This window comes from Candidatus Lokiarchaeum ossiferum (assembly GCA_025839675.1).
GTDB classification, from domain to species: Archaea; Asgardarchaeota; Lokiarchaeia; order Sigyniarchaeales; family Promethearchaeaceae; genus Lokiarchaeum; species Lokiarchaeum ossiferum.
This window is the reverse complement of the sequence record CP104013.1, coordinates 5,631,818-5,647,454: the sequence shown is the minus strand read 5'-3', so window position 1 is coordinate 5,647,454 and position 15,637 is coordinate 5,631,818. Positions and strand designations below refer to the sequence as shown.

Below are 15,637 nucleotides of genomic sequence, written 5' to 3'. Positions count from 1 at the left end.
TTATATATGAAATAAAAAATCGGATCTAGAAATCTTGCTTCCCACATTTAGGGCAGAATTTAACATCTGTCTCAAGAGAAATATTACAATTAGGGCATAATTTGAACGATGACACATTTTTTTGTATTTTTTTTGGAGAGAAATATGAAACATTTGGGTTTCTTGTAATAACTCCAAGATTCTGCTTTTGATCTTGTTGTGGTTCTTTATTTATCAAGGGAGTATTGGTATTCTGATGACTGGGTTTTTTTGGCATCGAATTAAAAGATATAATTGGAGACCCAAACTGATATTGAGCCGCTTGTTTCGAAATTGCAGGAATATCCAAGTTTTGATTGTTAAATCCATAAATACTACGATTTTTAGCATTATAGTATGGATTATATGAAGTTCTTATAACACCTAATCCAAGGAAAATTAAACTTAGGACATAAATTAAAACACTTATAGTCCTAATTAGTATAAAAGGATCCCTTGAATAAGAACTGTAATCTGAAAATGCCCTACTCAAACCGTAATAAGAATAATCCCATGAAAGAAAACGAAAACCTAATTTCGCTAATGTGTACAAAAATAGACCAAATCCGAGAATTCTAGAATAGATTCTTGTTTTTGGGGTTATTTTTGAGCCTTTTCGCAATTTGAACATAATTATTATGGTTAAAATTGAAATCACTAACCCAAATAGCGGAAAGTATGCGAACATTGCCAAAAGGGAGACTCCCATAGAAATAAGGATCCCCCGCCCTAATTTTCCCTCGGTTAGACTATATAACAACTTGGAATCTATTTTAAATGTAAAGTAGGTATAAGTAAGTAATGTAAAAATGCCAAGCCCCCTATTCACAACATCATAAACGTAGTAATACGGACTGTAATAATGGTCTACACCAGAAGAATAGATTTCAAAATATACTAATATATATTTCAAAGCATTGGCAATAACCCATAAGAATTCCAGTACTAAAAAAATTAAGAACTGTTTAAAGAAAGTTTTTTCACAATTTGGACCAAGGTGAAATATTTTATACCCTTTGAAAAGGAAAACTAGATAGAAAATAAATCCAATGATGAGAAGAACATCGATTATGAATGTTGGATACATTTTTGCGCCTTTTAACTTGATATCATAAGTATTGTTTTAATCTTTATAAATGTAGCGACCAAAGAAGGGAAATAATTCATTTTTTATAGAGATGAGATAAAAAAGGAAGAAAAGAGATTTAGAAAAAACTCTCACCAAAAAAAGGATTCATTTGTAAATTTACCTTGATTGCCCACAATTTGGACAAAATTGGGCATCAGATGCAAGCATTTTCCCACATTTATTGCAAAAAGAAGGATCTGAAGTTGAAGAAGATAAAATAGTGGTTGTAGAAGAATTAAATTTAGTATTTGTTGGATTAATTATGGAAGGACGAGGTGCTCCGAATTGATAATTAGATGCGCCAGAATTCAGGTTTGGTTCATTTATATAACCTGGTTGACTAGTATAAATACTACGATTTTTAGCAGTCACAAGAGGAACTTGGCTGGTTAGTAATAACCCATAACCGAGATAAACAAAACCAATATACGATAAAATTCTATTAATATAAGAGAAAATATTTGAAAATAAAATAATGTCTGTATAATTTTCAGTAAACATATAACTAAAATTAATTAGAAAACTGATTACCGATACAATCCCATTTATTCCTAAAAAAATGAACGCCTTTTTCAACCAGAGAGTGTAGGACTGCGTCGAAGGAATTAAGGATCCATTTTGACTTAATTTTGAATAATAAACAAAATAAAGTATAGATTGAATAACTGATGATAGGGGCAAACCTATAAAGGAAATTAATAAACCCAAAATACTTAAAACAACATAAGCAATTCCTAATTTCCCATTAGTTAAATTATAAGTCAATTTTTCATCAATTTTGAAGAAAAGAATGCAATTTAAAATAAATCCCAGTAAGCCCGACAAAATTAATAGCACCATTATTGGATTAGATGAAATTGAATACCCATACTCACTTTGAGAATTTCTGATTTGCAAAAGTAAAGTCAGAACCTCTCCAATTATTGAAAAAACTAAATTAATTAGATATATATTAACTAATTTGTTTTCACAGTTTTCATTTAGGGCAGTACCATTTATTTTCATAAAGCAATAAATAAATAGACCAACATAAAAACTAATAAATACTAAATTGATATAAAACATTGAATTCATGATATGTTCACGTTATTGTCTAATATTATAATATTGAAATAATTATCTCCCATGCAAACTTAAATCTTTTCCTTTGACAAAAAATAACTAAACCATTGAGCACGAAGAATTAAAAAGAATCTATAAGTGTTCTTCATGTATGGATATGGAAATTTATGCATAGTTCGGAGATTATCATAATATGGCATTCTCACATACTTTAGAAGTTGTTAATTCCCCCCCACAATTTTACAATCATCCATTATTGAAAGAAAACTTGATAGAATGGAGAGAATACCAGGTTACTATTGCTGAAATTGCATCAAAACAAAACACTTTGGTAGTCTTGCCAACTGCTTTAGGAAAAACGATCATTGCCCTTTTCACCATTGCTCATATCCTCCAACGTGCTCCAGATTCAAAAATTTTTATTTTAGCACCAACTAGACCTTTGGTTATGCAACATTTTCAGTCATTTCAATCATTTTTAGTACCTCAAATCAAATGTTGCTTATTTTCCAGTAATCTTTCTCCAATCAAACGCGCTTATGTTTTAAACGATCACCAAATTTTCTTTTCAACACCTCAAATCTTGCAAAATGACCTCAAATCAGAGTTATATTCCTTAGATGGAGTTAGTCAAATTATTTTTGATGAAACACATAAAGCTCAAAAAAGATATGCCTACACGTTTGTTGCTCGTACTTATTTAGAACAGTGCGCCCATCCAATAATTTTGGGATTAACCGCTTCCCCTGGAAAAGATTTATTTAAAATCAATCAACTCTGTGAAACACTTCAAATTGAACGAATAATCTTTAGAGATTCAGATAGTGCAGATGTACAAGAATACACTCACGGAATTAATTCAATAATCCATAAGATAGAACTACCAGATGAAATCACCAAAGCCAAGTTAATTTTAGATACCCTAATTCGCAAGATTCGAGATTTTCTAGTAGAACGAGAGGTGCTACCCCCAAGAAGATATACTTCTAAATTTCAATTCATTCAATTGATTCAAGATCTAAAAAAATTAGAAATTCTTTTGGATCCTCACTACATTCCTCATGAATCAGTAGAATCAAGCCATACGTCCACTGGTGAAGAAGAACTGAATTACCCCCACCTTTTAGAGTTATTTCAACAGGAAGGAACATCAGAAATTGTAATGAAGCAAACTTCCACCATTTTCAGCAAAGCTATAAATGGGATTTACCTGGAACATTTAAAAGAGATTCTCACGACTCAAGATGTTCGACTATTTCGCACTTACCTCCAGAAATTAAGGAATCGTGCACAAACAGGAAATTATCGAATAAAACAACTGCTAAATTCAAAATATATTAAAGGAGTAATCCAGATTCTTCAACCAATTCAAATTTCTCCAAAAATAAAAGAACTCCAACAAATAATTTATCAAGAATATTCAACTGACACAAAAGCTAAAATTATTATTTTTACACAATATCGAGAAATGGGGCAATATTTAGTTGAAAATTTAAGTCGTAATATTACAGTAGATAGTTCAAATATAATTTCAATAAAAGCTCAACGATTTGTAGGTCAAGCGAGTAGGGAAAACGATAAGGGATTGTCTCAAAAGGACCAAAATGCACTAATTAAGGATTTTTCCTTAGGAAAGTTTAACATCCTTGTTGCCACATCAGTTGCAGAAGAAGGATTAGATATTCCCAATGTAAATGCAGTTATTTTTTATGATGCCGTTCCATCGGAAATTCGATTAATTCAGAGAAGAGGAAGAACTGGTAGACATCAAATTGGAAGGTGCTATTTTTTAGTCACTTCAAATACTTTGGACGAGATTTATCACCATGTATCCCATCGACGAGAAATGAAGATGAGTGAATTGCTAAAATCACCTGAGGCAATAAACACGGTTAAATCCTTACACCGTTCCAAATCTTTACCGAGCCATAAAATTCAACCTTTGGAAATGATTCAAAACCGCTATAAACAGCTAAAAGATTCTAAGCAGCAAAAAACAAAAGAGAAAATCGAAGAATTGATTAAACAAAACGAATCTAATCATTTAAATCAACGTGCAAATTCTGGTTTTGAATATGTCTCTTCGTTTTCACAGCTAATTACTGAAAAAAAAGAAAAAGAAATAAGTAGGAATAAAATTACCCAAAAACAATTTCAAGTGAAATGGATCTTTGATTGGATAATAAATACTATGGAAACTTTAGGAACTCAAGTAGGTAATCGATTGTATTGTTCTTTAGATGATTTACATCAAGCAGCAATCGAGGAAAACTTTTCAATCCTTAAAATGGACAAAGAAATTGAGTTTGGAATGAAAATGAAACATTTTTCTTCAAAAAACTCAATGATAATTTATAAATTCTTATGAAATGAACCCCATTTTAAATTTGTTTTACGAGATTCAAACCCAAAAATAAGAGATTTAGCCCAACAAGGTTTGCAATTAATTGAGGCAAGAAATTTAGAAAGAAGAATAAACTAAAATGCAATTAAGACCCAAATTAGATCAGGGTTACACTTTTAAAGGTTTTGGTCGGGAGATTTCACAACATTCGAATAATGTAATGTTTCTGCTTCTGTAAAGTGAGATTCAATAGCCTTTATAATTTCATTTCCATCTGTATAAGGTTTTAATACATAATCAAATAGACCAGTTTCTTCGATTTTTTTAAACATCTCAGAATTTTTAAAGGCAGTTGTAAAAATAATGGGAACAGCATGATTATTAACTATTTTCAATGCAGTATCCAAACCATTCATATTCCCCTTAATAAACATATCCATCAAAACTACATCAGGATTAAGTTCCTTTACTGCTTCCAACGCTTCAACTCCAGTCGAAACAGTTTTTAAAGGAATATAACCAATTTCATCTAAAAGGGCTTCTAAACCTTTAGATGTAATAAAATCATCTTCCACAATCAAAATTTTCCGAGTTGAAACCATTTTATTCACACAAACGAAAGACATATAAATTAATTGTAAAGAATAACTAAAATAACCAATTTATTTGTATGCAAGCTGATTGATAGCCTATTTATAAAATATAATTATTTCGGGTTTTTATTCTTTTACTTTTAAAAATAGAAAATTAAAAACCGAGTTGACACCATATTTCCGGGGGATAGTTTTTATGGAATATCACATGTGTTTCAATAAGGAATTAGCATTATTTTTTATTTCCTTTCTCTTTTTAGATTGAATATTTTTAATAGAAGGAAATTTACTTGTGATAGCACCCTTCCTAAGTTTTTCCAAACTTTTTTCGGAAACACTTTTCCATAAATCCCTTTTTTCGGAAAAATGATTCTGAAGAATTTTTACCCGTTCGTTTCGGTGATGCACAATTTTTTTAATGCTGTAATAAAGTGAATGTGTATCACAGCGATAAAATTGTGCTCGTGATTTTATTTTTGCTTCTACGATTAATATGGCTTTTCGTGGACCAACATTGTTTATTTTCATAAGATCGATTACATCTGAATCAAAACATGCCATCGAAAAACTCATACCATCGGTAAGTTCTCGTAAAATTTTTCCAAATATCCAAGATGTCCCCAAAATTGCATGAGCTGCAGTTAATAAACGAGCAGCAATTGTCTGAACTTGAACTTTGTCACCAATATCAAATTTTTTGAAAATTACTTGTTCATTTTTATCAGGAGATGAGTTTTCTAAATATCTCTGCTGTAAATAATTATCATAAGTGATAGAAAAGCCCTTTTTTACAGCTTCATTTTGTGATCGTTGGAATTTCGTTTCACCCAAAAGATGGTAGATATAAGAATTATCACAAAAATTATTGGCTGTCGTGATTGATGCAATATCATTTTTCTCAGACGTTCTTATATTCGAAGTAAATTCTTCACATGCTAAAAGTAAACAAAAAAGTGTTGCTGGATGTATCGATTTTATTTTTCCAGCCCAAAATTCTTGTTTCAAACATTCCCGAATATACTGAAAATGTAAAGCAGTTTCACACTTAATTCCAAAGAAAGCAGTCATGCGAGCTTTATGACTCGCAATGATTTGGCCCATCGGATCAACAGAAATGAAGTTTTTTTCAACCAACCAAGAGAATTCTTGCTTAAATTTAATGAAATCAACCGATGATACAAAAATTTGAGAGTAAATTTTTTTTAATTTTACTTTTTGAGATATCCCGGCCACAATCCATGTTAATAACATCCATTTCATGAAGTCTGGAATTTGACTGCAAATTTTAACTGGAGTATTGATCATAATCTCTACTTCCTCATAGTCGGTATATTCACACATAGTATAAGAAATCCCGTATTCTTGAGTAATTCCATTTTTGGTTTTGATGAGATTACCTTTTTGACCCGGACGACCAGCCCTTCCGGCCATTTGGATGATTTCATTAGAATCGAGAAATATTTTTTCATTTAGAAGACCAGAACGACGACGAACACTTGTAAGAACACAAATTGCTGAGGGAAGGTTTATTCCCATTGCCAAAGTCGGAGTACAACAAATAACATTAATATCTTGATTTGAAAAAGCTTGCTCAACAGCCTTTCGCTTTTTCAAACTAAGTGAGGCATTGTGATATTCTGCTTGGATGTGAGAAAAGTGTTTGTTTAGCTCGCTAGCAAGCTTTTTTGAAAGTAACCGAGCATTACAAAATACGAGCATTCCAGGAAAATTTGCAGAAGGAGTAGTATGTTTTATGATTATTTCTTTAATATCTTCAGTGATTTGTTCATATTCCTCATCCATTCTTGAAAAAACAGGACGAGTGATTATTTTTTTAATAAGTTTAACAGGACGTTCTTCAGGAATTGTTTTTACAAGGCAACATTTAAAATGTGTTGCAAATTCCTTGCTATTTTGAATTGTAGCCGATAATAATAACTGTTGGATGTGAGGATAAAAATATTGAACAAGCATGATATTCGATTCAATTGTGGCACCCCGTCTTCCTGAAACCATAATATGAACCTCATCGATAATGAATGCGCCAATATTGTCAAATAATATCTGACGTTGCCGTTCTTTGATTAAATATTGAAGCATCATTTCATATGTCATAATATAGCCGTCAAAATCAGGATCTAGGATTTTTGTTTTATTTTCAACGTGATCCCCTGAAACAATTAGAACATTAAAATATTTAAAAAAAACATCAAACATTTGTGAAGCGACGGCCCGAAGGGGGACACCCATTATAAATTTTTTTCCTTTATCTTTCATTAGTTGTGCTAACTTTAAAGCTAGGAAGGTCTTACCATATCCCATCTCGAAATTTGCAACAACGTTTTGACCTTGTTCAAGTAAAGTAAAAGCTTTCTTTTGCTTAGGTCTTAGAGTTTTACCTTCTAATGCAATCGGATCAAATCTTGGAAATGTATTTGGTTTCCTTTCCATAGTCGTTTATACTACGAATCCATATAAAAACGAAATTTCGATTTTATAAAGTGGGTATTTAATAAATAGTATCTATGATTCAACAAGCTCTGACTCCAACCAATCCAAAAACCAAATTACACTCTCAATTTATCCCATATTTGAAAAACGAGAAAATAAATCCACGTGAATATCAAATTAAAATATCTGACCGTGCCTTTAAAGAAAATCTCATGGTAGTTATTCCAACGGGGTTAGGTAAGACCTTTATTGGAACTTTAACAATGCTACATTTTTTAACCAATCCATCATATCCCAATCCCACAATTATATTTCTTGCACCTACGCGACCATTAATCAATCAACATTATCAATCGCACATTGAAATTCTCGATACTGAAAAGATCTCATTATTGCAACTAACAGGGCAAATAAAGCCAACAAAACGTCAGGAAGTTTTTCAATTAAAAATTGGTAAAATTCTTTTTATGACCCCGCAAACTCTCCGAAATGATCTCGAAAATAAGTTATATACACTATCTAAGGTAGATCTAATTATTTTTGATGAAGCGCATAGAGCTTCTGGAAATTATGCTTATTGTAGTATAGCGGATCATTATGTTAAAGAAAATATTCAAGGAAGGATTATGGCTCTCACCGCATCTCCTGGATCTTCTAATAAAAAGCAGTTAGAAATAATGGAAAATTTGCACATTTCAAAGAATAATATTGAATTTCGTGATCTAAAACACGCAGAAGTACAACAGTACACTTTTGATAAAGAGGAAATTGATATTGGAGTTCAGATGAGCCCTTTTATGATGAAAGTTCATTCAAGCCTTGTTGAACTAAAAAATCACACAGTGGCAGGATATATGGAACTTCTATTAAATTACGATTCATCTGCTCCAACTAACCCAAATTTATACCACTTAGGTTTTTGTGCCGACAAAATGAAATCCCTCCCATCAGCATTAAAAAAAGAAGGCGTTAATGAGAGGGAACTTCGTATTTTAATTTCTACAAATGCACGGCTTATGAAAATCCTTAAATTAATAAATGATCTGGAATCCCAAGGATTGGAAGTGGTGCTAAATACACTCGAAAAAATGTATGAAAAAATCCAAAAGGGTAAAGCATCAATGGCTGATCGATTTTTAAGTTCAGAAATACAGATCTCACAAATTTACCAAGCATTACAGATTGAAAAATATCAAAACCCAAAATTATTGGAACATCCAAAGATAATTCAGTTGCGATCAATTTTAAAATCACAATTTGAAGATAATTCTAGCAGTCGTATTCTAATTTTTGTTAAATTACGAGCTACTATAAAGAGTATCCTTAAAAAAATTAGATCTATCCCCCACTGTCGTCCACAAAAATTTGTGGGACAAGCATCAAAAAAGGGAGATGAGGGGCTTAAACAAAAGGATCAAATAAAATTGACCAATGACTTCAAATCAGGAAAATACAATGTATTGATTGCAACCAATGTCGCAGAAGAAGGTCTTGATATTGCAGAATGCAATGTAGTGGTCTTTTTTGATAATTCAGCATCAGTAATACAATTAATTCAACGAGCAGGTAGAACTGGAAGATCGGGAAAAGGAAAGGTAATTTATCTTTATACTATTGGAACATCGGATGAACGGAATCACTTAATTGCGAAACGAAAAAAGGATCAATTCAAAAAAAAATTTGAGATTAAACCAGTTTTGGATTCAAAAATAAAGGCTAAACAAGTCTCTAAGAAATTAAATGGAAAATTACCTATTTTATATTCAAAAGAAATTACTTCACTATCTGAAGTAAAGGAAAACAAGATTAGAAGCAATAAAACTCATTCGATTCAAATATCCCCAGAGGTGAATGATCTTTATGAGTTGGAATCATCTTTATCTCTAAATTTTGGTTTAATTTTAAAATCAAGTGAATTTGACATATATATTTCCGCGAAGAAAGTCAAAATTGGATTCGACATCCTAAATGCCTCGGAAATTGAAATTGATGCAAATAATTTTTTATTTTTGAAAAGTATTAAAAATAAACAGATTTCTGTGAACAAATATTTAATATTTTTAGATATTTCTAATATTCTACCTGAAGAACAGAAATTATTGGCACAGAGAGTTAAAGAGTTTAGAGATTTGCTGCAGATCAACTTAGTTTTATTCAAGGATATTGCAACTTTACATATTAAAATCCGGACGATTCTTAAGAAATTTGCCAAAGATCACTTTTGATTTTAAATACTTTTGATTTTAACTAATTATACTTAATGATCAGTCAAACTAATTTATCCAACACAACATCACGATCTTTTGAACGTTCCCAAGAAATTAAAAAATCAGGGAAATTTATGCAATTATGTCCCCAATGTGGGGAAATGTTGAAATTTGGAATAGAACAACAAGATTTAGAGAAACAAACACACTTTCCTTTCCCACATGTTATTATTCATGGCAACCCTGTTCATTGCTTAGTTGTTTACATTGATGCTGGATTTAAAGTTAGGGGGAGTGAATCCGCCAGTTCTATTGAAATAAAGCGCGATCAAGATACTTTTGGTCAGCTAATCAAAAAATGGAGTAATCCCTTTTAGGAGGAAAACAAATGATAAGTACTGAATTGAATATAGGTGATTGTCCGTATTGTGGAGATGAAATGTTTGTTTTTCGAACACAATCACGTTCTCGGATGGCAAAATGCATAAATGAGTGTTGTCCTGCCCAGTTTGGATATGGAATTCCCAAAAAAGGCAATTTGGAAATAACTGCCTTATTTTGTCCAAAACCAATTCCTAGTAGAAAGGGACTTGAACCTCAACCTCATAGTCATATTCAGCTATTAGCAGTAATCCCAAAACAATACATAAAAACTGGAACCTTTCGATCTCAATCCAAAAAAACCTACTTTTGGACAATGGGACCTTGTTTTACTTGTTCACAGAGAAGTACTTGTGAAGCTTTAGCAGAAGCAAAAGAAGAGTTCTTAGAATGAAATATATTTACAAAAACCAATTGTTTCTTTTTCTTTCTTTATGGATTAATTAAAAAAATCGGCAATAATTTGTTTTTTATCAGTTTTCTTTTCGGTATCCTCCTTTTTGGATGAAATTCTTATTGTTTTTTTAGCAATTTCGTTTTCTTCGCTGAAGGGACGTTTCTGAATATTTCGAGAGTAATTTTTTGGTTTTTGATCAATTGTAGCAGGATGATTAATGCTGCTTAAAAACATTTTATTAAAGATAGCTTTAACCTCTTTATCTCTTATAGAATGGAAAATTAATTTTGCAACTTGTTTAGAATAGTGGTTAAATCTCCATTCAGAGTCCTTTAAAATCTTTTTTGGTAATATATACTTGAAACAAAACAAGATTCCAGTAAAATATATGGCAAAAAGAATAAAACCATAGTTAAAAACGGGATTAAACCATTTTGAAATGGAAAGAAAACCAAGTAATAATAAAAAAAATGAGAGTCCATATATTCCATACCAAGAAAACTTAATTAATTTAGGTTTTGATTGTGAATCTCGAATTTCCTTTTTTGAATTTGCTTTAGTACGTAGGTGATGTCGAGAGATGTAGGAAAGAATAAAGATAAATTTCTTAAATTCTATCATTGATCCAGTAAAAATTTGTGAGCGAAGTGATTCATCTAGGTTATTTCCCACATATAAATCAGTGGAATTTAAGCAGATATTTACGGAGTATGAAATAATATTGGGAGGATGAGCACTTGGTTTAAAAGAAGTCAAATTGCGGGAAGAAAATTGATGAGATTCTGAATAATACGAAATACACAGCAGGATAAAAAGTTCATCTTTAGGATTTGCAGAATCTATGAATTTTCGATAATAAACTAGATCAAAACATTCTAGATCTATTGAAATGGGTAAAGCATTAGAAAAAAATTCGTGAAAATTACTCTTTTGTAGAATCTGACGAAGTTGTTTTTCTGCGGCTAAAATCAATGTAGTATCGGTTTTTTTGGAATCAAACCCATTTTCAATATCCTTACATACAATATTTTCTGGTTTACAATCAACTAGAGAATAACTATCCGCTTCAACTGAATTCATAGCATTTCGTTTTTCTGAATAAATTGTTTCTGATGCCATTGATCTTTGTTTTTTTCAATCTATATAAAAGCGAAAGCTTTGTATTTTGAGCAATAATTTTTCCTCTATTATAAAGATACGAAGTAACAAACAATATGGATCATTCCCCAGGACCTAAACAAATTTTCAAATATGATATGTTATTTAAACTGGATCACTTCAAAGTGAGCCTTAAGCAAAATTTATGGAAGTATTTCATCCTAATGGGATTTTTGACAGGATGGGCTACATTAGCTTTCATTTTTGGGGACATTGAGAACAGAACAAATATCTCTATTGGTTTTTCGATCTGCTTTGGGATAAATCTTGTGTATTTCTCATATGATCCTTCCCTTCAAATGCGAACTTTTTTCCACAAAAAGACAGGAATCAAACAGATCGATACAAAATCTATGGTAGCGAGTCTAAGCTGTTTGAATTATATGTCAGAAGCCATGTTTCAACCCCCCAACCGAGATAAAAAAGATTTTTTTAATAAAAGTAATATGCTAATTCTCCAAAATATGCACAATAACCATGCTATAGCTACGATGGGTGTTGAACTCAAAGCAGTACCATTCCATATTCAAGCCAATTTTAACGATTTTTTACGGAAAGTTGCTGAATTGAAAGAAGTTGCACCCTTAACTTTCCAAGTCGATTTTTCCAACTCGGAGGAAAAAACTACTTCCACGATATTTCAGACATCGCAAATTCCAGATACAATAGGAAAACAAACAAAACTAAATTATCGCATCTTTTTTACTCGCAAAGTTAAAAATATTTCAAACAAAATGGTTTCCAATCTTGTCTCGAAAATGAAACTTATTGCTTTGTGTATTCAAGATATCATTGAGGTAAATTTTCCCCATTATCACTTTGAAATGCTTCAGGGTATAGATTTAATCAGAAGTATTAAAAGTGCTTGGAGTCAAGAAGAAGTTTTACCAGAAGATTATGAATTTACTGAAACATTATCCCCGATAAAGGGCTTAAAATACTTAATCAGACATTATTTTCCTTTGCTTTTCAATTTAAGCCTTGTGGGATATGTTGGCATGCTTTTGTTTTCCACAATCCCATACGTAATTTATGGAGTCGTGGGAATGGTTTTATTTACTCTGATCAATATGATTGCACGGTTCCGCGCTACCTTTTATTTTCGGACTCAAAAATCAATTCATTCTTATTTACCCATCGATCTTTTTCCAACTAATGAACTTCTTTATTTAGATCCAGATGGAGATGTTTGGATCCACACTCCTGAACGAAACACTATTACATGTCGTCAGCATTTTTCCATGCGTCAGCTAAACCGAGCCTACCATCAAAATAACACAAAACTATATCGAGCTTTAATGAACAATTTTAATAATACATCTACATCCTTCAGCCATCAATATTTTTTAGATCGGGTTACTCCCAATGAAATGATTGCAGAATTTCGAGACTTTTTACAAGATAAGGATTATGCACTCTTTGAAAAAATTCCAGGTAAACGTAAAACATTAGAACGCGAATATTGTGGCTTTTATCGTTTTCAAAATCAATTTACTTTAGCCACAGAAATGCCTCTGGAAAAAATCGAAGATTTTGGTAAAGAATTTTATATTAAGAAAATCTTTGCACAGGAACAATACCTTCAGATTTTAAACTTAGCTCATCCTTCTTGTGAGATAAAACAAGTGTCTTCAAAAGTCTTCTTCCAATCTATTTGTAAAAATCGACGATGGGGATCTTATTCATCACCTTTATTTTTATTTTGTGCCGCTGGGATCCAATTATCGGAGTTGATAATGATTCCAGAAGAAATTCATCGGGTGCTTCCTATGTATTATGCTGGAGAATTTTCCACACCCTATCTTAACGATGAAATTTTTTTGGGAAGTACTTTTAATCCAGAAAATTTCACGTTAGAAAGTGAAGGAGGGATAAATATTGCTGAACTATGGGGAAATATTTTGCTAGCAGGAGATAATCACCGTCAAAACACAATCATTTCAATTCGTATAATTAAGGAATTATTAAAACATAATATCCCCGCAATCATTTTTGATTGGGATGGTACTTGGAAATCTCGATTAGGTTCAGCTTCAGATAATGAATCAAACCCAATTCAGTATTTAGAAGTCGGTAATGATTTTGGATTGAAACTCTTTGATCTTCCAATAACGGAGGCTGGAGAAGATTTAATCTCTTACATTGAAAAGGTTTTGGATATTTTCGGGCGAATATTTCATTGGAATAATGATCAAATATCTATTTTACGCAGTGCATGGATAACGAAAAATGAGTCTGGAAAAGCAGATTTATCGTTAATAGTTGAACGGATTGAAGCCTTTTTCGATAAATCTCCTGCAACCTTACACAAAAGTGAAGTGTTTACCATGATGAATTTATTCAAAGCTCAGCAATATTTTATAGCTTTTGATCGAGACATGAGTGTCTCTCTTAATCCACTCACATTTATAGAATCGGCTTCACCTTTCATCTTGGATCTTTCTCGGTTAAAGGTGAATAAATATAAAAATTTGTTTATTCAGGTATTTCTAACCCAGTTACAATTTTTACTTAGCGATTATACCAATGAAGCCTCAATTCTTCCTAAAGTGATCATGCTTCCTCATTTACACTTAATATTTAATAACCGGATAGACAAACGGAACCATACAACCATAGATGAAATGTTTGCAGAATTTTTAGCACTACAAATGCCAATCTTAGCAGAATCTTGTCAATGTGCAGAAATTCATGAATCCATCCACGCTAATTTTGATACAATTATCGCCTTGCGAACAGCTCAATATAATCATCGACGTTTACTGGGATCTTTATTGAAATTTGATGGGCAATTTACCAATACATCCCAAAAATCCGCGAGGCAATCCAGTTATCAATATCAATATTTGACTTCTTTAGATCTTAATAAAGGCATCATATATCGAACATTATATCAGAAATCCTATGTTTTTCAATTTGATCAGCTTGATACCGACACAGAAAGATTAAATTTCATACTCCCACAAAACATTCCTTCACATCTCCAATTTTCGAAGATTGTTGCACCTGCTGAACCCGAAAATCCACCTTTGGTTACGTCTTTGACCATAGAATTTAGCAATCAACCTTCTTTACATAATGATCTTCATATTTTTTTAAATGATTGTGCTAAGAGTCTAACTATTTCCAAAGTCATTCCAAAACACACCTTACTCGAAGATCTAGAAAGTATTATTGATAGTACCTTGAGAAATTTTTACCCAATAGATGTAAAACATCGGAAAGAAAAAACTGCATCCATTCTCGAAGATTTAATTAATCGAAAGTATTTTATTAAAAAAACTCATCAAGCAAATTCTAACATTGAAATAACTGGATATATTCTGTCCTCAAAAGCAGAGAAATGTTTAAAGGATTTTAAAAAATTTACAAAATTGCAGCGTGTTTCTTCAAGTCGGACAAAAATTTTGGATCCTGAAGAGTTAAAAATTTTGATTTCAAATGATGGAATACCTATAGGCTCATCTGTAACAGAAAGAATGGATTCTAAAGAGCATAATTCAGATGTTAAAACCTATTTTGAAAAATCTTTTAGTTCTAAAGACACCCTTCCTTCACCATCCTTAACTTTAGAAAGTTATGCTTGGCAAAATGAATTGCGTTCCTTTTTAATTGATCTTTTGGTTGAAACACGTTCTAAGCTACAAGATCAAGAAAGGAGTCAAGCAATTGACTATTTAAAGAATCAATGGCAGCTCGGAATTTCCTCGCTCGATTCAATCCCTGAAGCTCGATCTATACAATTTTTATTAAAAGATAGACAAATTTTAATCAATCATTTGGCTATATCAGATTCTAAAAAAATAGAAGCACTTATAGAAGCTTTGGAAGATTTTGCAGTCACAATTTAGGATTCCTTTATCTGATTCGCAAAAAAGAATTGCTATATGGAAATAA

General features: G+C 31.6%; 10 protein-coding genes. 5 read left to right on the top strand and 5 right to left on the bottom strand.

Annotated features, from left to right (window positions below; all coding sequences use genetic code 11):
- Positions 1 to 25 precede the first annotated feature (25 nt).
- Positions 26 to 1,105 (bottom strand): zinc ribbon domain-containing protein, encoded by a 1,080-nt coding sequence (locus tag NEF87_RS24070; protein WP_457917831.1) that lies wholly within the window; start codon positions 1,103 to 1,105, stop codon positions 26 to 28.
- Positions 1,106 to 1,264: 159 nt separating this feature from the next.
- Entirely contained in the window at positions 1,265 to 2,221 is a 957-nt protein-coding gene (locus tag NEF87_RS24065) for a zinc-ribbon domain-containing protein (RefSeq protein ID WP_457917830.1), read from the bottom strand.
- Between the two features lie 181 nt (positions 2,222 to 2,402).
- On the opposite strand from NEF87_RS24065, the gene NEF87_RS24060 reads away from it, so the two are divergent.
- Positions 2,403 to 4,577, top strand: coding sequence for a helicase-related protein (locus tag NEF87_RS24060; protein ID WP_457917829.1), 2,175 nt, complete (start codon positions 2,403 to 2,405; stop codon positions 4,575 to 4,577).
- A 152-nt stretch (positions 4,578 to 4,729) separates the two neighbouring features.
- On the opposite strand, the gene NEF87_RS24055 is transcribed toward NEF87_RS24060, so the two are convergent.
- Both NEF87_RS24055 and NEF87_RS24050 read right to left on the bottom strand, forming a co-directional pair.
- Positions 4,730 to 5,155 (bottom strand): response regulator, encoded by a 426-nt coding sequence (locus NEF87_RS24055; RefSeq protein ID WP_371804072.1) that lies wholly within the window; start codon positions 5,153 to 5,155, stop codon positions 4,730 to 4,732.
- Positions 5,156 to 5,350: 195 nt separating this feature from the next.
- Entirely contained in the window at positions 5,351 to 7,597 is a 2,247-nt protein-coding gene (locus NEF87_RS24050) for a DEAD/DEAH box helicase (RefSeq protein WP_457917828.1), read from the bottom strand.
- Between the two features lie 74 nt (positions 7,598 to 7,671).
- On the opposite strand from NEF87_RS24050, the gene NEF87_RS24045 reads away from it, so the two are divergent.
- The 3 genes from NEF87_RS24045 to NEF87_RS24035 are packed head-to-tail and all read left to right on the top strand — an operon-like array spanning position 7,672 to position 10,579.
- On the top strand, positions 7,672 to 9,822 hold the full coding sequence (locus NEF87_RS24045; RefSeq protein WP_457917827.1) for a DEAD/DEAH box helicase: 2,151 nt from the start codon (positions 7,672 to 7,674) through the stop codon (positions 9,820 to 9,822).
- 35 nt (positions 9,823 to 9,857) lie between these two features.
- The gene (locus tag NEF87_RS24040; protein WP_457917826.1) at positions 9,858 to 10,181 is read left to right on the top strand and encodes a hypothetical protein; all 324 of its coding nucleotides are present in this window, start codon (positions 9,858 to 9,860) and stop codon (positions 10,179 to 10,181) included.
- A gap of 11 nt (positions 10,182 to 10,192) precedes the next feature.
- Positions 10,193 to 10,579: a hypothetical protein gene (locus tag NEF87_RS24035; RefSeq protein WP_371804068.1), complete on the top strand. Its 387-nt coding sequence runs from the start codon at positions 10,193 to 10,195 to the stop codon at positions 10,577 to 10,579.
- 45 nt (positions 10,580 to 10,624) lie between these two features.
- Here NEF87_RS24035 and NEF87_RS24030 read toward each other — a convergent pair whose 3' ends face one another.
- Positions 10,625 to 11,701, bottom strand: a complete 1,077-nt coding sequence (locus tag NEF87_RS24030) for a hypothetical protein (protein ID WP_457917825.1) — start codon at positions 11,699 to 11,701, stop codon at positions 10,625 to 10,627.
- Between the two features lie 95 nt (positions 11,702 to 11,796).
- On the opposite strand from NEF87_RS24030, the gene NEF87_RS24025 reads away from it, so the two are divergent.
- Complete coding sequence (locus NEF87_RS24025) at positions 11,797 to 15,591, top strand: hypothetical protein (protein WP_457917824.1); 3,795 nt, start codon at positions 11,797 to 11,799, stop codon at positions 15,589 to 15,591.
- The last annotated feature ends 46 nt before the right edge of the window (positions 15,592 to 15,637 follow it).

Coding starts and splice junctions, on each gene's coding strand:
- NEF87_RS24070 (WP_457917831.1), bottom strand. CDS start 1,105: ATGTATCCAACATTCATAATCGATGTTCTTCTCATCATTGGATTTATT.
- NEF87_RS24065 (WP_457917830.1), bottom strand. CDS start 2,221: ATGAATTCAATGTTTTATATCAATTTAGTATTTATTAGTTTTTATGTT.
- NEF87_RS24060 (WP_457917829.1), top strand. CDS start 2,403: ATGGCATTCTCACATACTTTAGAAGTTGTTAATTCCCCCCCACAATTT.
- NEF87_RS24055 (WP_371804072.1), bottom strand. CDS start 5,155: ATGGTTTCAACTCGGAAAATTTTGATTGTGGAAGATGATTTTATTACA.
- NEF87_RS24050 (WP_457917828.1), bottom strand. CDS start 7,597: ATGGAAAGGAAACCAAATACATTTCCAAGATTTGATCCGATTGCATTA.
- NEF87_RS24045 (WP_457917827.1), top strand. CDS start 7,672: ATGATTCAACAAGCTCTGACTCCAACCAATCCAAAAACCAAATTACAC.
- NEF87_RS24040 (WP_457917826.1), top strand. CDS start 9,858: ATGATCAGTCAAACTAATTTATCCAACACAACATCACGATCTTTTGAA.
- NEF87_RS24035 (WP_371804068.1), top strand. CDS start 10,193: ATGATAAGTACTGAATTGAATATAGGTGATTGTCCGTATTGTGGAGAT.
- NEF87_RS24030 (WP_457917825.1), bottom strand. CDS start 11,701: ATGGCATCAGAAACAATTTATTCAGAAAAACGAAATGCTATGAATTCA.
- NEF87_RS24025 (WP_457917824.1), top strand. CDS start 11,797: ATGGATCATTCCCCAGGACCTAAACAAATTTTCAAATATGATATGTTA.